28 protein-coding genes are annotated in these 20,527 nt (G+C 64.3%); 7 read left to right on the forward strand and 21 right to left on the reverse strand.

What is annotated here, in order from left to right:
• Positions 1 to 427, forward strand: a 427-nt coding sequence (locus Q8M82_RS15800; protein WP_305692289.1) for a Crp/Fnr family transcriptional regulator, incomplete at its 5' end; no start/stop codon positions are given.
• A gap of 59 nt (positions 428 to 486) precedes the next feature.
• Entirely contained in the window at positions 487 to 1,053 is a 567-nt protein-coding gene (locus Q8M82_RS15805) for a Spy/CpxP family protein refolding chaperone (protein ID WP_305692290.1), read from the forward strand.
• Between the two features lie 76 nt (positions 1,054 to 1,129).
• Here Q8M82_RS15805 and Q8M82_RS15810 read toward each other — a convergent pair whose 3' ends face one another.
• From Q8M82_RS15810 to Q8M82_RS15855, 10 genes are all read right to left on the reverse strand, one after another.
• Positions 1,130 to 1,783 carry a DsbA family protein gene (locus tag Q8M82_RS15810; protein ID WP_305681735.1) on the reverse strand — a complete coding sequence of 218 codons (654 nt, stop codon included), beginning with the start codon at positions 1,781 to 1,783 and terminating at the stop codon, positions 1,130 to 1,132.
• Complete coding sequence (locus Q8M82_RS15815) at positions 1,780 to 2,223, reverse strand: disulfide bond formation protein B (RefSeq protein ID WP_305681736.1); 444 nt, start codon at positions 2,221 to 2,223, stop codon at positions 1,780 to 1,782. The genes Q8M82_RS15810 and Q8M82_RS15815 overlap by 4 nt, the downstream gene beginning before the upstream one ends.
• Positions 2,224 to 2,240: 17 nt before the next feature.
• Positions 2,241 to 2,978, reverse strand: a complete 738-nt coding sequence (locus tag Q8M82_RS15820; RefSeq protein WP_305681737.1) for a cytochrome c biogenesis CcdA family protein — start codon at positions 2,976 to 2,978, stop codon at positions 2,241 to 2,243.
• The gene (locus Q8M82_RS15825) at positions 2,978 to 3,403 is read right to left on the reverse strand and encodes a TlpA family protein disulfide reductase (RefSeq protein WP_305692291.1); all 426 of its coding nucleotides are present in this window, start codon (positions 3,401 to 3,403) and stop codon (positions 2,978 to 2,980) included. The genes Q8M82_RS15820 and Q8M82_RS15825 overlap by 1 nt, the downstream gene beginning before the upstream one ends.
• Positions 3,404 to 3,667: 264 nt before the next feature.
• Positions 3,668 to 3,991: a hypothetical protein gene (locus Q8M82_RS15830; protein WP_305681739.1), complete on the reverse strand. Its 324-nt coding sequence runs from the start codon at positions 3,989 to 3,991 to the stop codon at positions 3,668 to 3,670.
• A 161-nt stretch (positions 3,992 to 4,152) separates the two neighbouring features.
• Positions 4,153 to 4,701 (reverse strand): TlpA family protein disulfide reductase, encoded by a 549-nt coding sequence (locus Q8M82_RS15835; RefSeq protein WP_305681740.1) that lies wholly within the window; start codon positions 4,699 to 4,701, stop codon positions 4,153 to 4,155.
• Entirely contained in the window at positions 4,698 to 5,318 is a 621-nt protein-coding gene (locus tag Q8M82_RS15840; RefSeq protein WP_305692292.1) for an SCO family protein, read from the reverse strand. Before Q8M82_RS15840 ends, Q8M82_RS15835 begins: the two co-directional genes overlap by 4 nt.
• A gap of 8 nt (positions 5,319 to 5,326) precedes the next feature.
• Positions 5,327 to 5,725, reverse strand: a complete 399-nt coding sequence (locus Q8M82_RS15845) for a copper chaperone PCu(A)C (protein ID WP_305692293.1) — start codon at positions 5,723 to 5,725, stop codon at positions 5,327 to 5,329.
• A gap of 146 nt (positions 5,726 to 5,871) precedes the next feature.
• Positions 5,872 to 6,423 (reverse strand): DUF2946 family protein, encoded by a 552-nt coding sequence (locus Q8M82_RS15850; protein WP_305692308.1) that lies wholly within the window; start codon positions 6,421 to 6,423, stop codon positions 5,872 to 5,874.
• Positions 6,339 to 7,679, reverse strand: coding sequence for an Nramp family divalent metal transporter (locus tag Q8M82_RS15855; protein WP_305692294.1), 1,341 nt, complete (start codon positions 7,677 to 7,679; stop codon positions 6,339 to 6,341). Before Q8M82_RS15855 ends, Q8M82_RS15850 begins: the two co-directional genes overlap by 85 nt.
• 108 nt (positions 7,680 to 7,787) lie before the next feature.
• Here Q8M82_RS15855 and Q8M82_RS15860 point away from each other — a divergent pair, with 108 nt between their 5' ends.
• Positions 7,788 to 8,231: a Fur family transcriptional regulator gene (locus Q8M82_RS15860; protein WP_305681745.1), complete on the forward strand. Its 444-nt coding sequence runs from the start codon at positions 7,788 to 7,790 to the stop codon at positions 8,229 to 8,231.
• A gap of 118 nt (positions 8,232 to 8,349) precedes the next feature.
• Here Q8M82_RS15860 and Q8M82_RS15865 read toward each other — a convergent pair whose 3' ends face one another.
• Positions 8,350 to 9,408, reverse strand: coding sequence for a L,D-transpeptidase family protein (locus tag Q8M82_RS15865; protein WP_305692295.1), 1,059 nt, complete (start codon positions 9,406 to 9,408; stop codon positions 8,350 to 8,352).
• Positions 9,409 to 9,491: 83 nt separating this feature from the next.
• On the reverse strand, positions 9,492 to 9,737 hold the full coding sequence (locus Q8M82_RS15870) for a hypothetical protein (RefSeq protein WP_305681747.1): 246 nt from the start codon (positions 9,735 to 9,737) through the stop codon (positions 9,492 to 9,494).
• A gap of 170 nt (positions 9,738 to 9,907) precedes the next feature.
• Between Q8M82_RS15870 and Q8M82_RS15875 the strand changes: the two genes are divergently transcribed.
• The gene (locus tag Q8M82_RS15875; RefSeq protein WP_305681748.1) at positions 9,908 to 10,543 is read left to right on the forward strand and encodes a DsbA family protein; all 636 of its coding nucleotides are present in this window, start codon (positions 9,908 to 9,910) and stop codon (positions 10,541 to 10,543) included.
• A gap of 20 nt (positions 10,544 to 10,563) precedes the next feature.
• Here the strand turns inward: Q8M82_RS15875 and Q8M82_RS15880 are convergent, their stop codons facing one another.
• The gene (locus Q8M82_RS15880; protein ID WP_305692297.1) at positions 10,564 to 11,202 is read right to left on the reverse strand and encodes a transglutaminase-like cysteine peptidase; all 639 of its coding nucleotides are present in this window, start codon (positions 11,200 to 11,202) and stop codon (positions 10,564 to 10,566) included.
• 224 nt (positions 11,203 to 11,426) lie between these two features.
• Between Q8M82_RS15880 and Q8M82_RS15885 the strand changes: the two genes are divergently transcribed.
• The gene (locus tag Q8M82_RS15885; RefSeq protein ID WP_159650732.1) at positions 11,427 to 11,588 is read left to right on the forward strand and encodes a hypothetical protein; all 162 of its coding nucleotides are present in this window, start codon (positions 11,427 to 11,429) and stop codon (positions 11,586 to 11,588) included.
• Positions 11,589 to 11,672: 84 nt separating this feature from the next.
• Here Q8M82_RS15885 and Q8M82_RS15890 read toward each other — a convergent pair whose 3' ends face one another.
• The 5 genes from Q8M82_RS15890 to Q8M82_RS15910 are packed head-to-tail and all read right to left on the reverse strand — an operon-like array spanning position 11,673 to position 16,987.
• Positions 11,673 to 12,590 (reverse strand): cation diffusion facilitator family transporter, encoded by a 918-nt coding sequence (locus tag Q8M82_RS15890; protein WP_305692298.1) that lies wholly within the window; start codon positions 12,588 to 12,590, stop codon positions 11,673 to 11,675.
• Positions 12,591 to 12,632: 42 nt separating this feature from the next.
• Positions 12,633 to 13,187 carry a copper chaperone PCu(A)C gene (locus Q8M82_RS15895; RefSeq protein WP_305692299.1) on the reverse strand — a complete coding sequence of 185 codons (555 nt, stop codon included), beginning with the start codon at positions 13,185 to 13,187 and terminating at the stop codon, positions 12,633 to 12,635.
• Complete coding sequence (lspA, locus tag Q8M82_RS15900) at positions 13,184 to 13,723, reverse strand: signal peptidase II (protein WP_305692300.1); 540 nt, start codon at positions 13,721 to 13,723, stop codon at positions 13,184 to 13,186. The genes Q8M82_RS15895 and lspA overlap by 4 nt, the downstream gene beginning before the upstream one ends.
• Positions 13,720 to 14,349 carry a methyltransferase family protein gene (locus Q8M82_RS15905; RefSeq protein ID WP_305692301.1) on the reverse strand — a complete coding sequence of 210 codons (630 nt, stop codon included), beginning with the start codon at positions 14,347 to 14,349 and terminating at the stop codon, positions 13,720 to 13,722. Before Q8M82_RS15905 ends, lspA begins: the two co-directional genes overlap by 4 nt.
• A gap of 16 nt (positions 14,350 to 14,365) precedes the next feature.
• The gene (locus Q8M82_RS15910) at positions 14,366 to 16,987 is read right to left on the reverse strand and encodes a heavy metal translocating P-type ATPase (protein WP_305692302.1); all 2,622 of its coding nucleotides are present in this window, start codon (positions 16,985 to 16,987) and stop codon (positions 14,366 to 14,368) included.
• 106 nt (positions 16,988 to 17,093) lie between these two features.
• On the opposite strand from Q8M82_RS15910, the gene Q8M82_RS15915 reads away from it, so the two are divergent.
• The gene (locus Q8M82_RS15915) at positions 17,094 to 17,507 is read left to right on the forward strand and encodes a MerR family transcriptional regulator (RefSeq protein ID WP_371126380.1); all 414 of its coding nucleotides are present in this window, start codon (positions 17,094 to 17,096) and stop codon (positions 17,505 to 17,507) included.
• Positions 17,508 to 17,977: 470 nt separating this feature from the next.
• Here the strand turns inward: Q8M82_RS15915 and Q8M82_RS15920 are convergent, their stop codons facing one another.
• The 3 genes from Q8M82_RS15920 to Q8M82_RS15930 form a co-directional block, all read right to left on the reverse strand.
• The gene (locus tag Q8M82_RS15920) at positions 17,978 to 18,442 is read right to left on the reverse strand and encodes a DUF305 domain-containing protein (protein ID WP_305692304.1); all 465 of its coding nucleotides are present in this window, start codon (positions 18,440 to 18,442) and stop codon (positions 17,978 to 17,980) included.
• Between the two features lie 61 nt (positions 18,443 to 18,503).
• Positions 18,504 to 18,890, reverse strand: coding sequence for a DUF305 domain-containing protein (locus Q8M82_RS15925; protein ID WP_305692305.1), 387 nt, complete (start codon positions 18,888 to 18,890; stop codon positions 18,504 to 18,506).
• A gap of 68 nt (positions 18,891 to 18,958) precedes the next feature.
• Entirely contained in the window at positions 18,959 to 19,294 is a 336-nt protein-coding gene (locus Q8M82_RS15930; protein WP_305692306.1) for a four-helix bundle copper-binding protein, read from the reverse strand.
• 185 nt (positions 19,295 to 19,479) lie between these two features.
• On the opposite strand from Q8M82_RS15930, the gene Q8M82_RS15935 reads away from it, so the two are divergent.
• A complete protein-coding gene (locus tag Q8M82_RS15935) occupies positions 19,480 to 20,268 on the forward strand; it encodes a class I SAM-dependent methyltransferase (RefSeq protein ID WP_305692307.1) in 789 nt (262 codons plus the stop codon).
• Positions 20,269 to 20,527: the final 259 nt, after the last annotated feature.

The raw sequence follows: 20,527 nt of genomic DNA on the forward strand, positions 1-20,527 counted from the left end.
GACGGCATTGTTCACGGCAGGGCCGGGAGAGCGCTTCGCCGAGGCCTCGCTTTTCGCCGCGCGCTACCATTGCGACGCCATTGCGCTCAGCGACGCCGTGGTCGCGTGTTTTCCCAGGGCCGCCTGCCTCGCCCGGCTGAACGACGATGCGCCGGCGCGGTTCGACCTGACTGCCGATCTCGCCCGGCAGGTGATGATGCTGCGCTCGCGGTTGACGCTGCGCGACATCCGCTCGGCGCGCGAGCGGGTGCTCGCCTTCCTTGTTGCGGAAGCCGGCGACGACGGGCGCACCGTCGCTTTCGGCGGCTCGCTGCGGGAGATCGCTAGTGCGATCGGCCTGACGCCCGAAGCCTTCTACCGGACGCTGGCGCGGCTCGAATCCGAGGGTGCGATCGAACGGAAGGCAGGCCGCATCGCCCTGACATGATCGCGATCATGTCAGGGCGATGCGGGTCTCTGGCAGGTTGGGTTCAAAGGAGAACCCCTATGATCCATATCGCCCTCACAGCCGCGCTCGTCCTGATTTCGGCAAGCGTCGCGCCGGCCTGGCCGGCAAAAGCGCAGATGCCCAGCCCCTATGCCGGCGAGCAGGGCCGGGAGATCAAGGCGCTGTCGACCAAGGATATCGATGACCTAACTCAAGGCCGCGGAATGGGGCTCGCCAAGGCTGCCGAACTCAACCGATATCCAGGCCCCATGCATGGCCTCGAACTGGCCGAGCCGCTCAAGCTGTCGGACGAGCAACGGCAGGCGCTGAAGGCGATCATGACCCGTATGAGCGCAGAGGCGAAGGCGGTCGGAGAAGACCTACTCGGCCTTGAGCGCGAACTGGACGCAGGCTTCGTTGCGCGGACGATCGACGGCCAGCGCCTGCGGGCGCTGACAGAACGGATCGGCGTCACGCAGGGAGCTCTGAGGGCAGTCCATCTCGCCGCCCATATCGAGACCGCGGCCGTCCTTTCCAGTGAACAGATCGCACAATACGATCTTCTGCGCGGCTATGCCGGTACGCCCGCAGGATCTGGCGCTCATGGATTGCATAACAAGCATTGAGCAAATTGCGAGATCGCGGCTCGACGAGCGCCACGATCGCAGGCTGCGCCACTCGTCTAGTCAATAGGCCGACGGCCTATTTGCGCGCCTTTTCGACCTCGCGCTTGACCAACTCGTAAAGTGGGCGCGGACCGAATTCTGTGAGGGGCTGCCCGTTCACGAAGAAGGTCGGCGTTCTGCTCACCTCGAGCGCTTTTGCGTCCGCCCCATCCTTGTCCAGAGTCATCTGGAATTCCGGCCGGGCCACGTCGCGCTTGCCCATCTCGATGTCGAGACCAGCGTCCTTCGCACGCGCCCAGGCCTTCTCTAGGTCGGGCTTGTCGTGGTCCGCCCATTCCGGCTGGAACTCCAGAAGCGCTGCGAGGACGGGCTCGAACTTGCCCTGAAGCCGAGCCGCTTCGAGGATCTTGACCGCGTCGTCCGACCCCTCGTGGAACGCCGCGTACCGGATCACAAGCCGCGCATCGTTCGGGAACAGGGCCAGGATCTGCTTGAGCGGCGGATAGAAGGCGCGGCAGGCCTCGCAGGACGGATCGAAGAACTCGACGATTGTGACCGGAGCACTCGCAGGGCCGATGACGGGCGAATGATCGCGGACGAGCGCCTCGGCGCGCGAGGCCGCAATGGCTTGAGCCCGTTTGGTCTGTTCGTTCCGATGGAAGAGGGTGGCGCCGGAGAAGATCGCGAGGGCGAAGACGCCGGTGAGGACAACGATCACACGGCGGTTCATGACGCGGCCTTTGTTCTGGAGCCGATGAGCGCGATGGCGATCGCGGCGAAGGCTGCGAGAGACAGGTAAGGCAAGGGCAGCATGCCCAGGATCGTCATGTCGGCGCTGGCACAGGAGGGTCCCTGCGAGCAGGGCTGAATGCCTTCGGGGATCAGGCCGGCGTAGAGGAGGCTGTGGAACGCCGCGATCGCCATGCCGATGGCGGCCAGGGGAAGGCCATAGCGCCATATTCCTGTGTCGCCCCGGAAGCTGGCCACGGCGAGCAAGACCGCGAGCGGGAACATGAAGGCGCGCTGATGCCAGCACAGGCTGCAGGGAGCCTGGCCGACGACCTCGCCGATGAAGAGCGCGGCCAGGCTCGCTGCGACTGCGATGATCCAGGCGACGAAGAGATAGAGCCAGCGGTCGTGTCCGCTGGCGGCGGTAGCATTGTTGGTCATGTGGGAATGAGAGCCTTTCATCCGATTTTCGCGAGGAAGGGGAAGGTTTCGAGAAGCCAGAACGCCATGGTCGAGAGCTGGCCCGACATCATGGCGAGGCCCATCAGGAGCATGATGCCGCCCGCCACGATCTGCAGGCTGCGACCGACGCCGCGCAGTCGGCGCAGCCTCGCCGTCATGCCGTCGGCGAACAGCGCCGTCAGGAGGAAGGGGATCGCGAGCCCGAGCGAGTAGACGCTCAGCAGAGCGACGCCGCTCGATGCCGAGGTCGACGTCGCGCTGACGGTCAGGATGGCGCCCAGAACTGGGCCGATGCAGGGCGTCCAGCCGAAGGCGAAGGCAAGACCGAGGAGATAGGCTCCCATGGGCCGTCCGCCTTCGATCGGCACATGCAGGCGAAGCTCGCGTTCGAGCCAGGCAAAGCGCACCAGCCCCGTCGTGAAGACGCCAAAGATGAAGATGATCGCGCCGCCGAGGATGCCGGCTTCGTAGCGATAGGCGAGAAGGAGGTGGCTGAGCGCGCTCGCGCCTGCGCCGAGCAGCACGAAGACTGTCGAGAAGCCGAGCACGAAACAGACGCTCATCACGAGGGCGTTGAGCCGCGACGAGGATCGCGAAGGCAGGCCGCCGGCCGTAGCCGCGCCGCCTGCGATATACGAGACGTAGCCAGGGACGAGCGGCAGGACGCAAGGCGACAGGAACGAGACCGCGCCGGCCGCGAGCGCCGCCCATATGCCGATACCAGCGATGTCCATCAGCGTGCGCTCCTTTGCGGGGCGCCGGCGAGAAGGGCCGCGATCTCGTCGATCATCGGCTTCTCATCCCAGGCTCGCACGCCGAACCAGCGACCCCGCTCGGAGCCGTCGGGGCCGAACAGAATCGTGGTGGGCAGCCCGGAGATCGACAGCCGACCCACCGACGCGCCCGTCGGATCGAGGTAGACCGGCAGGTCCTTGACGTTCAGCTGCGCCAAGAGCGGCTCGACGACTTCTGCGCCGTCGCGATCGAGGGAGAGCGCGAGCACGGCAGGAGGCCGACCGTCCAGGCTGCGATGGAGCCTCGCAAGCGCAGGCATCTCCTCGCGACAGGACCAGCACCACGTCGCCCAGACGGTCAGAAGAACGGCCTGGCCACGAAAGCTCGCGAGGCCGGAGGCGCTGCCGTCGAGCCGCTGGAACATGAGCGCGTCGGCGTTGCGCGGTCGCGGCGTCCTATCGGCGACGACGGCATAGGAGAGGGCTGCCGTAAGCGTCATGGCGACGAGCGACAGTGCGAGCCGTCTGGATCTGAACACTGGTCCGATCAATCTCGGGCCTCGAAAACGGGATTGTCATGTCGCGCGGACTCGCATGGGCGATGTGTGCTCGCTCACGGCCGGCGTCTCGGATCTGCCGTGAAGGGCTTGCGCGCAACGATGCCGCGGGCCGCAGGGAAGGCTCGCCCTTCAGCTGCGGCGCGGTGGTCCCGTGGCCTGTGGCGGCCCTTGCAGACTAGACGCGAGCGATGTCTGCACGCCATGGACGAAGATCGCCAGGGCGTGTTCGGCGCGTTCCGGGAGTAGACAGGCCGGTGGCGGAGGCGTCAGCGGTGCAAGAGCGACCGACTTCGCCCAGACGCAGCACGTGTTGACGCTTTCGATATGAGGCGCCCGATCACGCTGCGAATCCAGGGCGGTACCGCAGATCTCCGCGAGGGAAATCTCGCCTGCGTCGAACTTGACGGCGAGATGCGTGCTCCCCGCAAGCGCGCTGGCCATCAGCTGGAACATGAGCACGAGTCCGCAGGCGGCGACCAGGAGGCCTCGCCCCGTATCCCGTAATCTGCCGGTTGACATCATGACTGTATGATTAGCCCAGCCGAGAGGAGATGAGCAATTGCGATGCGGCCCGCTCGCGCTCTGTTGACCGTCTCCGCTCACACGTACTGTGGTCATCGCGTCGACTTTCCGGCCTTGGCGATATGCTCTTCGATCTCCGACTCCGTCGAGCGCTCGTCCCATTCCCGCGCACCTGGCCAGCGGGCGACTTCGCGCCCGGACGGATCGATGAGGACGGTGGTGGGCAGTCCGGTGATCCTCAGCGCCGGCATGCTCCGGGCCTCGCGATCAAGATAGATCGCGAGGTTGGAGAGGCCCATCCGCTTGAAGAAAGGCGCGACGACTTCCAATCCCTGTCGATCGATCGACAGCGCCACGACCTCGAACGAACTGTCGCCCTTCATTGCCTGAAGCCGGTCAAGCGAGGGCATCTCCTTGACGCAGGGCGGGCACCATGTCGCCCAGACGTTCAACAGGACGAAGCGGCCCTGGAACGCCGCCCCCATCAGCTCACGTCCGTCGGCGGTCTGGAATGCCAGCCCGGACAGGACCGGCGACGACGGCACGTTTCGTCGTGTGGCGACGAAGATCCCGGATGCCGCTGCGATGATGAGGGTGAGTGCTGCGGCGGAGAAGACGAGCCGGCGCCTGCCAAGGTTCATCGGAGCACCAGGCGGATCTTGTCCAGCGCCGAGCCATCGTCCTCGTGATAGTCGATCATGGTCCGGAAGCTGCCATCGGCCCTCATCAGATAGACCGAGGCCGAATGGTCCATGGTGTAGCCGTTGTCAGTCGGGATCTTCTTGGCGTAGGCCTTGTAAGCGGCGAGGGCCGCATCGACCTGAGCGCGAGAGCCGGTCAGGCCGACCACGCGCGGATCGAATGACTGGAGGTAGAGCGCCAGCTGCTCGGGTGTATCGCGCTCGGGATCGACCGTGACCAGCAGGATCTGCAGCCGGTCCGCCGCGGCGCCGATCTGCTTGGTCATGTTGGCCAACTGCACCAGGGTCGTCGGGCAGACCTCCGGGCAGTGGGTGAAGCCGAAGAACACAGCCATGGGCTTGCCGCGATAGTCGGCGTCGGTCACCGTCTTGCCGGTGTGGTCGACAAGCGCGAACGGCCCGCCGATCGCCGGCAGGCCCTGCATGGCCGCGCTATCAGGCAGCGGCCGGCCGGGGCCGTCGACCCGCCACCATCCCAGCATGACGGCGGCGCCGACGAAGGCCACGACAACGACGCCGGCCCAGGCGCCGTAGCGGATCCATTTCAGAATCGACATGACGCGCCTCAGTGTCCGGCGTGCTCAGCTGGCGCCGGCTGCGGCGCGCCCACGCCTTGGATCTGGAATTCAACCGTCACGGATCCAGCCCGCTCGAACAGTAGCGTCGCCTTGACCTTGTCGCCCTGCTTCAGGGGGGCCTTGAGCTCCACGAGCATCAAGTGCAGGCCACTGGGCTTGAACTCCACCTTCTGGCCCGTTGGGATGACGATGCCGTCCGTCTTCTCGCGCATCCGCATGATGCCGTCGGTGAGACTGCTCTCATGGATCTCGACGCGGGCGGCAGCTTCGGTCGAGCCTCCGATGAGTCGGTCCGGCGTCGGTCCGGTATTCTCGATGCCGAGATAGCCGCCGCCGACCTTGGCGGCCGGCGGTGTCGCCCTGGCCCAGGGATGGGTGATCTTCAACGGACCGACGGAATAGTCGTGGGCACGGGCAGGAATGGTCGCAAAAGCGGCAAGGGACGAGGCGACGCCGAGGGCGCCGATTGCTGATCGCGTCATGGAATGGATCCTCGAACAGGTGATGATACCGGCTTGGGCCGGCGCTCGTGTCACGCGTCGAGGCCGGGTGGCGCTCGCGATCCTTGAGTGGTCGCGACCCGGAACAGGATCGCCACCTGCGTCATCTGTCCGAACGCAACAGCCTGGCTTATCCGAGCGCGATAGGGAAAGGGAGCTGACGGGCCTGTCGGCGGGACGATCGGGTCGAGCGCGAGCGTGGCACCCCAGGTGCAACACGACGACTGCGCCGTGCCATGGTGGCCGTCGTCGTCGGTCGGCGCTGCGTCTGGAACGTGGGCGCCGGAGCACAGCGTCTGCATCAGTCCGGATATCGAACTGGCGCTGGCGATTTGCGCGCTGGCCGAGGCGCTGCCCAACAGCCCCTGCAGGATCAGGACATAGGCGAGTGTCAGCGCGAGCAGCGCCCGGACGACAACGGTTCTGGTCGAGCGCATGGTCACGGAGCTGGCATAGCGAGGCTCGAACAGCCCCGCAATGCGACATCGCGTGACCGGGCTCAGCCTGTCGCCAAATCGAAGAGCAGCTTCATGTTCAGCGCGATGATGATCGCCGCGATCATCGCAGCGATGATGGTCAGCCATCTCGGCGCGACCATCTCGCCCATCTTGCTCCTGGATGCCGTGAACATGACCAGTGGCACGATCGCGAAGGGGAGCTGAAATCCCAGCACGACCTGGCTCAGGATCAGGAGCTTGCCGGTCTCGCCGGCACCGTAAATCCAGGTCACCAGGATCGCCGGGATGATCGCGACGAGGCGGGTGACGAGGCGGCGCACCCAGGCCGGCAACTTGATGTCGAGGAAGCCCTCCATAACGATCTGGCCGGCCATGGTGGCGGTCACGGTCGAGTTCAGTCCACAGCACAACAGCGCGATGGCGAAGAGCGTCGGCGCAATCGACAGGCCCAGCAGAGGCGCTAGCAGCTCATGCGCCCGACCGAGTTCGGCGACGTCGTTCTGGCCCGTCTTGTGGAAGGTCGCCGCTGCCAGGATCAGGATCGAGGCGTTGACCAGCAGCGCGAACATCAGAGCGACGGTGGAGTCGACGGTGGCCCATTTCAGGGCGTCGCGCTTCTCGGGCAGCGTCTCGCCAAAGGCTCGCGTCTGCACGATGCCCGAATGCAGATAGAGGTTGTGGGGCATCACGGTCGCACCGATGATGCCCAGCGCAAGGTAGAGCATCTGCGGATTGGTGATAATCTCGGTGGTTGGCGCAAAGCCCCGGATCACCTGCCCCCAATCGGGATCGGCGAGAGCGATCTGCACGCCGAAGCACAGCGCGATCACGCCCAGTAGCGTGATGATGAAGGCCTCGATCCAACGGAATCCCTTGTTCTGTAGCCAGAGGATCACGAAGACGTCGAGCGCGGTGACGACGACGCCGATCTCGAGCGGCATGCCGAAGAGCAGGTTGAGCGCGATCGCGGTGCCGATGACCTCGGCGAGGTCGGTCGCGCAAATTGCGAGCTCGGCCAGCGCCCAGAGCGGCCAGGCGATGGCACGGGGATAGGCGTCACGGCAGGCCTGGGCGAGGTCCCGGCCGGTGGCGACGGCAAGCCTGGCGCAGAGCGCCTGCAGGATGATCGCCATGATGTTGGAGACCAGCGCGACGAAGAGCAGCGTGTAGCCGAACTGGGCTCCGCCGGCGAGCGAGGTCGCCCAGTTGCCGGGGTCCATATATCCGACGGCGACAAGGTAGCCCGGGCCGAAGAAGGCAAGAAATTTCCGCCAGGATGTCGCGCCAGGCTTGACCTCGATGCTGCGGAACACGTCGAGCAACGACGGCTCGCCGCGCGATTTGCGCCAGCCGGTTTCCGCACCCTCGACCTTGTCCAGCATTCGCCGCCCCTAAGATGCAACTGATTTGCAAAAGCAGATTATGGATGCATGTCCGATTGTCAATGCATTTGCGAATGATTCCCATTAAAGGAGGCTAGGGAGGAATTCATGTCCGACGCAGCCGACGTGTTGATCGAGCACTGCCGCGAGGCGGGCCAGCGCATCACGGGCCCTCGCCGCATCATCGCCGATGTGGTCGCCAAGGCCGACGATCATCCGGACGTTACTGAGATCTATCGGCGGGTCGCGGCCATAGATCCCGGCATATCGTTATCGACCGTCTACCGCACGCTGAAGGTCTTCGCTGCCACGGGGCTCGTCGAGCGGCACAGCTTCGCGGGCGGACGCGTCCGGATCGAGCCCGCATCGGACGTCCACCACGATCATTTGATCGACACCGAGAGCGGCGCAGTCATTGAGTTCAGGTCGGAAGAGATCGAACGGCTACAGGCGCTGGTCGCGAGGGAGCTGGGTTTCGAGCTGACCGGGCATAGACTCGTGCTGTACGGGCGTCCTCTGGCCAAGGTGGAGCGCCGCGACCTGAAGCGCTGACGCAAGGCTAGTCCGCAGCAGGCTTTCAGCCGCAGGACGGCCTTGACCCCTCAGATCCCATATTGCTCCACAACATGCAGGCTGTCGTCGGCTCGGCGAAACACGAATTGGGGTCCGGTCAACGAATTGCGAGAGAGCCGGTCGTGTCCGTTCGGCCGGGAGCGTCGTCTCCGCCGAAGGGATCGGCGAGCGCGGCGTCAGGCCGGCTAATCTCGACTTTACCGGCGACCATGGGCTGCATGCGCTCTGGTCCGAGGCTCTTGAGCATCGCCCGGAAACTCTGGTGCATGCCGCCGTCCAGATGCGCGTAGCTCATCGCCGGCGTGCCGCTCCCGATCAGCTCGGCGAACCGGGCCTCGTCGCGCGCCTGGCGCTGCGACACCAAGGGCTGCACCTCCGGGGCGATGTCGTAGGTCGGGCACGCCTCAGCCGGCGAGAACGGTCCCGCCCCCTCCTTGGCGTTGAACACGTAGCGGCGACCACAGGCCGCAAGCCGGGGTGGCTGCTTCGTTGCCTCGAAGTGGTCCGAGCCTTCCTTCAGGTTTTTCCAGAAGGCGAAATGGGCGTTGTTGCGGTGCCGCGACATATTCTCGGGCGTCATCCGGAACGGCAGCGCCTGGACCTGGAAGCTGCGCTGCCCTCCGGCGAAGGCCTCGCGCGCCAGACCGTAGATCTCGGTGACGCCGTCGTCGGTCATGGCGAAGCAGCCTGCCGAGGTGCAGGCGCCGTGGACCATAAGCGCCGAGCCGGTGGCGCCCTGCGACTTCTCTAGTGGGTTGGGGTAGCCGAGGTTGAAGGACAGGTAGAACTGCGAGCGCGGGTTCATCAGGTCCGCGGTCACCGTGTAGAACCCCTCCGGCGCCTGTCGGTCGCCCTCGCGCTTCTTCGGGCCAAGTTGGCCCGACCAGCGGCACATCGGGTAGGTCTTGAGCAGGGCGTACTGCCCGCTTCGGTCGCGCTTCCAGACCTCAAGCTCGCTCTCTTTTTTGAAGATCCGAACTAGGATGGGATCGCTCTGGCTCATGCCCTTGCCGGACATCTCCGAGACCAGCCGTGCGGGGAGCGGTTGAAGATGCCGATCGTCACCCTCGCCAGTGACGCAGCCCGAGAGGGCGAGCGCGCCAAGCACGAGCCCGAGTGCAATTCGCAAGGTCGACATTCGGATGGGTGAGAACATGCGAGAATTTTTGCGCGAACGAAGCTGACAAATCGTCAAAAAGGACAGTTAACGGCCTGCTACAACCTGATGCCACTTGAGGTTCAAGAGAAAATTTGCGGCGTCCGCCCTGAGCCCGGACGTCTGGTCCACCAGCGCCGGAGCGCGACAACCGACCAGATCGCCTCCACGACGCCGAATGGCCAGGCGCCCTGCAGGAAGCCGTACACTGACCCGAGCGCACAGGCGACAGCGAAGCCTAGAACGAACCAGTGGCTGCGCTCTTCGAACGCGTAGGTGGCTAGCATGAGCGTCACGGCGAAGAGGCCGAAAAGGGTGAGGTTGTCCATCGAGCGATCTTGTACATGGCGGCGATCGCACCCGTCGTATCCGATTCCGTTCGCCGAAGGAGCTACTGAGCTGCGACGCCCAGTCGCATCACATTGAGGACTTCTGTGCTCGGATGCGCTTGAACCTCAAGCCACTTCAGGTGCGATCAAACCGCCAAGGGAGATTTTTCATGTTCGCACGTCGCACGCTGCTTCGACTCTCTGCCGGTCTCTTCGCCACCAGCGTCATCGGCCGATCGGCGAATGCCCAGCCCGCCCTTGCCGCCAAGCTGCTGGAGCCCGGCCCGCTCCCGGAGAAGGTCTTCGGGGCAGCTGATGCGCCGGTCACGGTGATCGAGTACGCCTCGCTCACCTGCCATCACTGCATGAACTTCCACACCAACACGTGGCCGGCGTTCAAGGCGAAGTACGTTGATACCGGCAAGGTCCGCTTCATCGCGCGCGAGTTTCCGCTCGACCCGCTTTCGGCGGCAGGTTTCATGCTGGCGCGCTGCGGCGATGAGGCGAAATGGTATCCGATCGTCGACATGCTCTACAGGACGCAGGAGGGCTGGGCTCATGCCCAAAAGCCGCTTGATGCTCTAACCCAGACGATGAAGCAGGCCGGATTCAGCGAGGAGAAGGTGAATGCCTGTCTCCAGCGAGAGGACCTGTTCCGGGCGGTCCGCCAGATCCAGGAGCGCGCGAACAAGGAATTCGGCGTGAACTCTACACCGACATTCTTCGTCAACGGCGAGAAGCGGACGGGCGCTCTGACGATCGACGAGTTCGACAAGATCCTTGCGCCGCTGCTGGCAGGGCGCTGATCACGCGGTGAGCCGCGATGCTAGCGAGACCCCTTGAGCGCGGCAGTGACGACGTCCGGACGACCCAGGAAGCGCCCGAGATCCTGCCAAGCGTTCTGGTTGTCCGGCGACTGTCGCCGAATGAAGGTCAGGCCCGATTTCGACCAAGGCAGGACCTTGTCGGTCTGGTTGTCGAGGACGAACTCGCCGCGGTCGGTGACGACGGTGAGAACGGCGTGGCCGCCGCCCTCCTTGTCGATCACCACGGTGATCAGCAGCGCCGAGAGGGGCCAGCCGCGCTTGATCAGTTCGCGCCGCTTCTCGAGGACGTAGTCCTCGCAGTCGCCCTTGCCGGTCTTCGCATAGTCCCAGTTCTCGATGACGCCGAACTGGTCCTGGTCCGTGACCGGCTCGATCGCCTGGTTGAACTTGAGGTTGACGGTCAGGAGTTCACTCCAGGCCCGGTCGTCGAGGCGCATGACAGTCTGCGCCGAGCGCGGCGTCCGGCAGTCGGTCGGGTTGTCGTCGCAGAACTGCGACCAGCCGATCGGCGTGCGCGAGGATTGGCCGGCGTGGAGATGGGCAAGGTCGGTATTGCCGGACGCGAAGGCTGGCGTGACCAGGGTCGAAGTCGCGATAGCGAGGACTATCGCGGCGATAACGCTCTGCCTTTTTTTCATGACGCTCTCCATGTCGTTGAGAGCGTTTCTAGCGAGGACGCGTTGAATTCACGCGAAATTAGACCCCTGAATTATAGGCCTAAGATTCAGAATTCATTGATATTTCTTGCCACCTCATCAACCTTAAGGAAGGCTTTCGCCATGGACCGTTTCGCTGCAGTCGAAGGCGCTGGCCGTGCGCTCGCCGCCACAGGCGCCATGACAATTCTCGTAGGCAGGGCATCATGAAATCGCGCAACGGCGCTCTGGCCATCGCCCTGGTCGTCCTCGCGGTCCTGTTCTATGCGGTCAGCGTGGTGAGGATGCGCGAGGTGGAAGACCGCCGTCATCAGGCTGACCCCAAGGCGCATGCCTCTGGCGCCCCGGCATTATCGCCGCGCCCCTGACCATCGACGTGCAAGCACGATTTTGTCTCAGCCGTTTTTCCCCCGCGCCTCTTCGTCTGTGTCGCCAAAAAGGCCGCGCTAGAGCTACAGAGGGCTCACGTGTCCCTCGGCGGCTCTGATCTCGCCATCCTCGATCTGGATCGTCGTGTGGGTCAGCCCGAACTCCGATCGCATGACGGCGCTTGCCGCCGTCAGAATGCCGGCCGACTGCGACATGTCGTCGATCACCAGATGGCAGCTCATCGCGTCCAGCCCAGACGTGATGGTCCAAACATGCAGGTCGTCGACGGCGACGACGCCGGGGAGGTCGGCGAGCTTTGCCTGTAGAAGCTTCAGATCGACCTCCGGCGGCGTACCCTCAAGCAGGATGTGTACGGCCTGCTTCAGTAGGCTCCAGGTGCGCGGCACGATGAACAGGCCGATGCCTGCGCCGACGATCGGATCGACGATCGTCCAGCCGGTGACCAGTATGACGATGGCGGCAACGATGACGCCGAGCGAACCCAGCATGTCGCTCAGGACCTCGAAATAGGCGCCCTTGACGTTCAGGCTCTCTGACGATCCTCCCGACAGCAGCTTCATGCTGACGAGGTTGACGCATAGACCCACGACCGCGACTACCAGCATCGGGCCGCCGATGATCTCCGGCGGGTTCTGGAAGCGCTGATAGGCCTCATAGAGGATGTAGACCGTCAGGAGCAGAAGGACGACGGCGTTGGTCAGCGCCGACAGCACCTCGGCGCGGACATAGCCGAATGTCTTCTCCGGCGTAGCGGGACGCTCGGCGAAGCGGATCGCGATCAGCGCCAGGGCCAGGCCGCCGGCATCGGTCAGCATGTGGGCCGCATCCGCCAATAGCGCGAGGCTACCGGTCCAGAGCCCGCCGACGACCTCAGCGACCATGAACGCCGTGGTCAGGCCCAGCGCCATTGTCAGCCGGCTCTTGTGCTTGCCTGCCGCGGTGCCCGTCGGAGCCGCCCCATGCGAGTGCCCTGTGGCCATCGTGAAACTCCCTCATGAACGCGTACTGAGTAGAACAGGCGCTCAGATATGATCTTTGTGCTCGGGTTCGCCGAGGTTCTCGACCCGGATGTCGGCCGAGAGGCGGCCGGCGCGCTCAAAGACGAAGGTCACTGGGATGAAGCTGCCGGGCTCGACCTTGTCGTAGAGGCCGATCAGCGTGATCTGATGCGTTCCTGGCCTGAGCGACACCCTGCCATTCGCCGGCAGGGCGAGTTCGTCGAGCTCCACGGGACGGACGATGCCGGTCTTGGTGTCCAGAGCCTTCAGGATGGCGTGGTGGGCGGCGGCCGTTTCGATCTTGAGGAGTCGATCCGGGCGAGCGCCGTTGTTGGCGAAGGTCGCGTAGAATGGGAACTGGTCGCCCTTCAGCGCTGATCCCTTGGCCCACGGATGAATGACAGCGATGCCGCCACGCTGCGCCACCGGCTCGGGATGAATCTGCCCCATGGCGAGCAGACCAGCCGCGATCAGCACGGCAAGGCCCCCGAGGCGCCAGGCCGCTGCGCCAGAGAGCAGCGCAAAGGGTTTGGTCTCAGCGGCGGCAGCCGCCTCGATCAATTGTCTGATCCGCCTCAAGATTGGTCTCCTTGCGCGCCTGGAGAGACATTGGGCTGTGGGGATGCGGCCTCGGAGTGGGCCTTGCGATAGTCGGCAAGAGCGGCCAGCAGCATCAGCCCGACACCCGCCGAAATCGCGATGTCGGCGCCGTTGAAAGTCGGCCAGTGCCAATCGCCCCAGTGAAGGTCGATGAAGTCCGTGACAGCGCCCTGACGCCAGCGGTCCTGCGCATTGCCGAGCGCACCGCCCGCAACCAGCGCCAGACCTACCCGCTCGAGCCGGATCCGGCTTCTGACGGCCCAGACCATGAGGCCGATGGCGACGACGACCTTGAACGCGGCCAGCATGCCCGGCCACGCCTCCAGCGTGTCGCGGCCGATCCCGAAGCTGACGCCGTAGTTGAAGCCGAGGCGCAGATTGAGGAACGGCGTGATCTCGATGATGCGCGGCGGCGCCATGACATAGGTCAGGATCAGCCATTTCGAGAGCTGATCCAGCGCCGCGGCGGCGACCGCCCAACCAAGGACTTCTCCGAGTCGCTTCCGCAACGTCATGGTGTCGTGCTTTCCGGGGTGGTGCGAGTCCCAAGCCAACGCCGCACCCGCTGCTGGTAGCTGCGATAGGGCTGGCCAAGGGTTCGCAGAAGGACACGTTCCTCGATACGGACCTGAAGGACGATGGCGACCAGGAGCCCGAGTGTCAGCGCACCCTGGATCAGGCTGGGCAGCACGAGGAAGAGCCCCACGAAGAGCAGGGCCTGGCCGACGAAGACCGGGTTGCGCGAGATGGCGAAGGGGCCGCTGTCGACGATCGGGCCGAGCTCACCCTCCGCCGCGCCGATGCGCCAGGAGGCGCCCATATAGCGCTGGGACAGGATCGCGAGGCAGGCTCCGACGACGACGAGAAGATGCCCCAGGACATCGACCCACGGGCCATCGAGCGCGCGATGGAGCGGGTCAGCATTGATCGGATTGCCGACCAATGTCAGCACGATGGGCCAGATCACCGCGCCGGCGAAGGCGAGGCGAAACAACATGGCGGGCAGCGCCTGCTTCTCACGGCCTTTGTTGAAGAGCCAGATCGGCCTTCCCGCTTCCTTGGCGAGGATGGCCGACATGGTGAGGAAGCTGATGACGTAGACGACGGTCATCAGGTAGCTGGCGATCTCCATGCCGGACATGGCGCGCTCCTCCCGCTCAGCCGGCGCGGCCGGCGTTGAAGCGGAGCAGCCGCAGCGCGTTGGCCGTCACGATCACTGTCGCGCCGGTGTCAGCGAGGATCGCGACCCAGAGGCCGGTGTAGCCGAACACTGTGGTGACGAGGAACACGGCCTTCAGCCCGAGTGCGATGGCGATGTTGACCCGGATGTTGCTCATCGTCGCACGGGCCAGCCGGATCATGGCCGCGACGTCCCGGACCCGGCTCTTCAGGATCGCAGCATCAGCGGTTTCCAGCGCGACGTCGGTGCCCGAGCCCATTGCCACGCCGATGCCGGCGGCGGCGAGCGCCGGCGCGTCGTTTATGCCGTCGCCAATCATCATGACAGAGGTCTCGGCCGACAGCACCTTGATCGCGGCGACTTTATCCTCGGGCATCAGTTCGGCCTTGTGCTCCATCCCCAGCGAACCGGCGATGGCCGCTCCCGTGCGGGCGTTGTCGCCGGTCAGCATCAGCGAGCGGATGCCCATCGCCTTCAACTCTGCGATGCCGGCGGCGGCGTCTTCGCGCGGCTCGTCACGCATGGCGATCAGGCCGGCGAGGACGCCATCCGCGATCACGGCTGCGACGGTCTTGCCGGCGGTCTCCAACTGCTCAACGGCGGCCATCGCCTGGTCGTCGAAGTTGGCTCGCGAGAGCGCGTGGCGCGGCGCCCCGACGAAGATAGTAACTCCGTCCAGCGTACCGGTGACGCCCTGCCCCGCGATGGCCTTCGCCTCGGTGGCATTGCGCACCGGGATCGCGTGTCCCTTGGCGCGCTCGATGATCGCCAGCGCCAGCGGGTGGCTTGAGCCCGTCTCGACCGAGGCAGCCAGTTCCACCACCTCGCGTTCGGTCCGTCCCAGCGCGACGACCTCCGTCACGCGCGGGCGGCCTTGCGTCAGCGTGCCGGTCTTGTCGAAGGCGACGATGCCAGTCTTGGCCGCAGCCTCGATGACCACGCCGCCCTTCATCAGCAAACCCTGCCGCGCGCCGGTCGAGAGCGAGGCAGCGATCGCAGCCGGCACGGAGATGACCAGCGCACACGGACAGCCGATCAGCAGGAGCGCCAGCGCCCGATAGACCCAGACCGACCATTCGCCGCCGAGCAGCAAGGGCGGCATGATGGCGACCAGCACCGCCAGGCCCACGATCGCCGGCATGTAGACGCGCGAAAAACGATCGATGAAGCGTTCGGTCGGCGCGCGCGATTCCTGCGCCTCCTCGACCAGCCGGATGATCCGCGCGATCGTGTTGTCCTCGGCAGCCTTGGTCACGCGGACGCGCAGCGCCGCCTCGCTGTTGACGGAGCCGGCGAAGACCGGATCGCCAACGCTCTTGGTCTTAGGTACCGACTCGCCCGTGACAGGGCTCTCATCGATGCCGGAGACGCCGTCGGTGATCTCGCCATCGGCAGGGATGCGGTCGCCGGGACGCACCAGCACGGTCTGGCCGATGATCAGCGCGGCGGCGTCGATCGTGCGGGTCTCGCCATTCTCCTCGACGATCGCGGTCTTGGGCACGAGCTCGCCGAGCGCGCGGATCGAGGCCCGGGCGCGATCGGCGGCGACACCCTCCAGAACCTCGCCGACGGCGAACAGGAAGACGACGAGCGCCGCCTCTTCGGCCGCCCCGATGAACAACGCGCCCGTGGCGGCGATGGTCATCAGCATCTCGATGGTGAAGGGCATGCCGGCGCTGGCGGCCGCATAAGCCTTGCGCGCGACCGGCACGATCCCGATCACGCAAGCCGCGATGAAGGCCCAGTGCGCGGCGGCAGGCCAGACGAGGCTGGACGCCCAGGCTGCACCGAGCAGCGCGCCGGTCGTCAGCACGAGGCGGCCCTTATTGGTCTGGTACCAGGACACGCCGTCCGGTGTCGCCTCGTGGACATGGCCCGGCAGGCCGTGGCCGGCATCGACGGGCTGTTTGGAGACAGTATCAGCCGTCCCTTGCGTCGCGGCGCCTCCATCGTCGCCATGAGAATGGTTATGACCCGCATGATCGTGCCCGGCATGATCTTCATGCTCGCGACGATCACCGGCTGCAGGGCTCGACGCTTGCGTCTTCGGCGCAACGACGGCGGTGGTGAAGCCGAGGCTGACAATTCGCTTCTCGATTGCGTCGCGCTTCGTCTGGGTCTCGTCGAGCGCGAGCGTCAGGGTTTCCGACATTACCGAGAGCTTGACCTCGCTGACGCCAGGCAAGCGCTCGAGCGCGCCACGAATGGTCGCGGCGCAGCCTGCACAATCCATGCCGCCGACCTTCCAGCTCAAGGGCTCCGGGCTGCGTTGGATCCCGGCCGTGGTCGTCGCGTCCGCCGGCTTATGGGAATGGCTGCAGCCGCACTTGGCTGCCGGCTCCTGGACCGGCGTCGCCGTCGCCGCCAGCACCGTCAAGGTGTAACCGAGGCCTGCGACGCGCTTCTCGATCGCGTCGCGCTTGGTCTGGCTCTCGTCGAGCGCCAGCGCCATCGTTTCGGACATGACCGAGAGCTTGACGTCGCTGACTCCGGGCAGGCGCTCTACAGCGCCGCGGATCGTCGCCGCGCAGCTCGCACAATCCATCCCGCCGACTTTCCAGCTCAGGTTCTGGAGCTTGGTGTCCGAGGTCGCTGTCATGGTCGTCTCCGCTTGCAGGCGCTGCGAGACAACCTACATAGGATCTGTAGCCACTTCAGGTTCAAGAGGTGAAATGCAGATGGACGCAAAAAACCTCGCGCGCGTCATGCCGATCGGATCGCTCTCGGACCGGACCGGCGTGAAGGTCGAGACGATCCGCTACTACGAGCAGGTCGGGCTTCTTCCGCAGCCCGAGCGCTCGGACGGTAATCAGCGCCGCTATGGCCGTGCCCATGTCGAGCGGCTCGCGTTCATTAAGCATGCCCGCGACCTCGGTTTTCCCATCGACGGCATCCGTGCGCTCCTCAGGCTGTCGGACAAGCCCGGCATGGCCTGCGACGAGGCCCATGCAATTTCGGTCGCTCATCTCGACGAGGTGCGCCACAAGATCGCTCGGCTCCGCTCGCTGGAGAAGGAACTGGAACGCATCGCTGCGGCCTGCTCTGGCGGAGTCACGGCCTGCGACTGCGCGATTATCGAGGCCTTGGCGGACCACGCCCACTGCCGGCATGAGCATTGACGCAAGGTCCGCCGCGGTGAACTGTCCTGAGCTGAGTATGCGTTGGGGCGATTCCTGCGTTAGAGTAGCGGTCATACTGGCGTAGAAAGACGGCAACTCAGTTCACAAGTGATTTCGCTGCCAACTCACCAAACCCTCCTCGTCAGGCCGACCCAGAGATAACTCCAAATAGGCGGATGGAACCATTGCCGAGAGGGTAGATCGACGGTGACGGGACGCAGGCATTGGTTCAAGGCGTCGCCCACCGCAGCGATGCATATGTCACGTGACACCGCCGCCAACAACATCGGGTAGGTTGAGATGTTGTCGGTCGCGTTGGGCTCGGTCCGTACTTGATAAAGTACTGCGCCAGTATCGACGCCGTCATCGACGAGGTGGGGCAGATGTGTTCCGGCATCACCATCCGATCGATGGTCGCGGCTGGCTTTTTTCTGGTCGTCACTGATGTCTCAAGAAGACGCTGACTCAGCTCACTGGCGCGCCAGAAGGGCTTCCATTTGAGCGATTTCCTTCCTCTGGGCCGCAACGATCTCGCCGCAGAGCGACTTAATCTCGGGGTCGGTGATTGAAGCGTTCTCGCACATCAGGATCGCTCCCGAGTGATGCGGGATCATCGATCGAAGGAACTCGGCATTCCCGACGCCGGCCTGCGTCCGCATGCCGGCAAAGCTCAGTGCGAAGACTATGAGCGCGCCTGCGCCGATGGCGACATTCACGCGGGGCGACGGGAACATTGAACGCATCGAGACTAACATGATCACCGTCATCGGCGCGACCATCATCAGCGTCATATAGACGTTGTTCAGGTTGAAGCGGAAATGCGCTAGCGTCGCGATCATCGTGTACATCACGAGGTACATCACGATGAAATCGAGAATCAGCTCTACGCCAAGTCGCAGGTAGCTGCTCCGCTGCATTTGGCTGTGTTCTTCCATGGCGGGTCACTCCAAAGGCAGCGGCGCAGGCCGTTCGTCATAACGCGGTCGGTCAAAGGGCTTATTTGCCCTTCGCCTTCAGCCACTGGTCGATCACGGCGATCTCCTTTTCTTGGGCCGCGACGATCTCCATCGCCAACTTCTTGGCTTCGGCGTCCTTCCCATTGGCGAGTTCGACCTTCGCCATGGCGATCGCGCCCTGATGGTGCCCCTTCATCTGCATCATGAAATCGATGTCGGCGTCGCCGGTAAACGTCATCGGCATCGCCTGCATCATGCCCATCATCGACTCCTTGTAACCTTTGGTGGACGCGGAGTCGGATGCGGCAGGCTGCATCATTTTCATATGCATGGCAGGGTCCATCGCCGGTTTAGGCGCAGGCTGCTGGGCAATAGCGGCCGTGATGGCAAGCGCAGATGAGAGGCCGATAAAGCCGAGACGGGTCATGGTGATGTTCCTTAATTTGAGGGGAGCAGGGGCGCGGCGGTCCGTGGTGGGAGATGCCGGGAGGTGAGCTATGCCGTCATCGCACGGCAGCTTTCGGCGCAGGCGCGACAGGCTCGAACGCAAGCATCCATGTCTCCGACGCGCTCACATTCGCTCGCGCAATCGGCGCAGATGTCGGCGCACTCGGCGCAAAGATGCTTGTGATGACGGGAGCCAATGATCATGACATGAGCGGTGGCGCGGCACGTTTCGGAACAGGCCAGCATCAGTTTGATGTGTCCTGGCTTTGCATGCTCCCCGCCGAGTTCAAGGCAATGGCCGGAGCTCATCTCAAGGCAGGATTGATAGCATCTCAGACATTCGTCGATACAGGTCTGCATGGTCGCGTCGATGTGATGATGCATGTCTTACTCCCGCGGTCTTGAATAGTTTTCCTTCATGAGAAGACGCCCGCCGACCGGCTGATGTTCCGGCTTGCAACAATCTGTAACAGAGCGAGGGTTGACGCCCGGCGATTTCACCTCGCTGGTCAGGCGCATCCCGCGCCTCACGTCATGCAACGGCGGCGATGGTCAGAAAGAGCCGGACGATGGCCGAACCAAAAATCAGCTTCGACGACGGGGCTGCGTACGAGCTATTGATGGGAAAATGGAGCCAGCTTGTTGGTGACGTTTTCCTGGATTGGCTATCGCTGCCAAGCGGTCTGCGCTGGATCGACGTCGGCTGCGGCAATGGCGCCTTTACTCAACTCGTCGTTGATCGATTTGCGCCAGCTGAGGTTCAAGGGGTCGATCCCTCTTCTGGACAGCTTGTTTTTGCGCGTAAGCGATCTGCGGCGCGGCTGGCAAAATTTCAGCAAGGCGACGCGATGGCGTTGCCTTTCGATGATCATCGGTTTGATGCCGCCGTGATGGCGCTAGTGATATTCTTCGTTCCCGAGCCGGCCAAAGGTGTCGCGGAAATGGTGCGCATTGTGCGCCCTGGCGGCTGGGTCTCGGCATATGCCTGGGACATCCCCGGCCGCGGCTTTCCGCTGGCAGCTATCCAGGACGAGATGCTGCCTTTCGGGATCGTTCCTATGCGCCCTCCACATCCTGAGGTCTCTCGGATGGATGCCCTGCTTGAGCTGTGGGAAAGTGCCGGACTTGAGCATCTCAATTCTCGAGAAATCGTCGTGCAACGAGAGTTCGCCAGTTTCGAAGAATTCTGGACGATAGGGTTAACGGGCGCCAGCATCGGCGAGCAAATCGCAAGCTTGACTAAAATCGACGCAAAACTCCTCAAGGAGCGCGTGCGTCTACGCCTGCCTGCGGATGCTCAAGGGCGCATTACTTATAGTGCGCGCGCCCATGCGATCGTGGGTCGCGTCCCAAAGTAGATGGCGCGTTCTCGTCACAAAAATTCGTGCGCGAATTGTAGATTAAATTTCGCCAAACTGATCTCATCGTTCTTGCCTATCTGTATCCCGGCCTTTGCGATCAGGAGCTTGGTACCCACTAGCTCGAGTGCGCTGAGCTGCGGAGGCTAGTTCCCGTACTAACTGCTCGCGCCTCGTTTCCGGGTCCGGCATTTTCGCCACGAATTCCCGCACCTTCGCCGCCAGAGCCCGATCACTGCCCTTCCCGGTCCGCTCGAGT

Origin of the sequence: Allobosea sp., from assembly GCF_030694325.1 — a bacterium.
Lineage (GTDB): Bacteria > Pseudomonadota > Alphaproteobacteria > Rhizobiales > Beijerinckiaceae > Allobosea.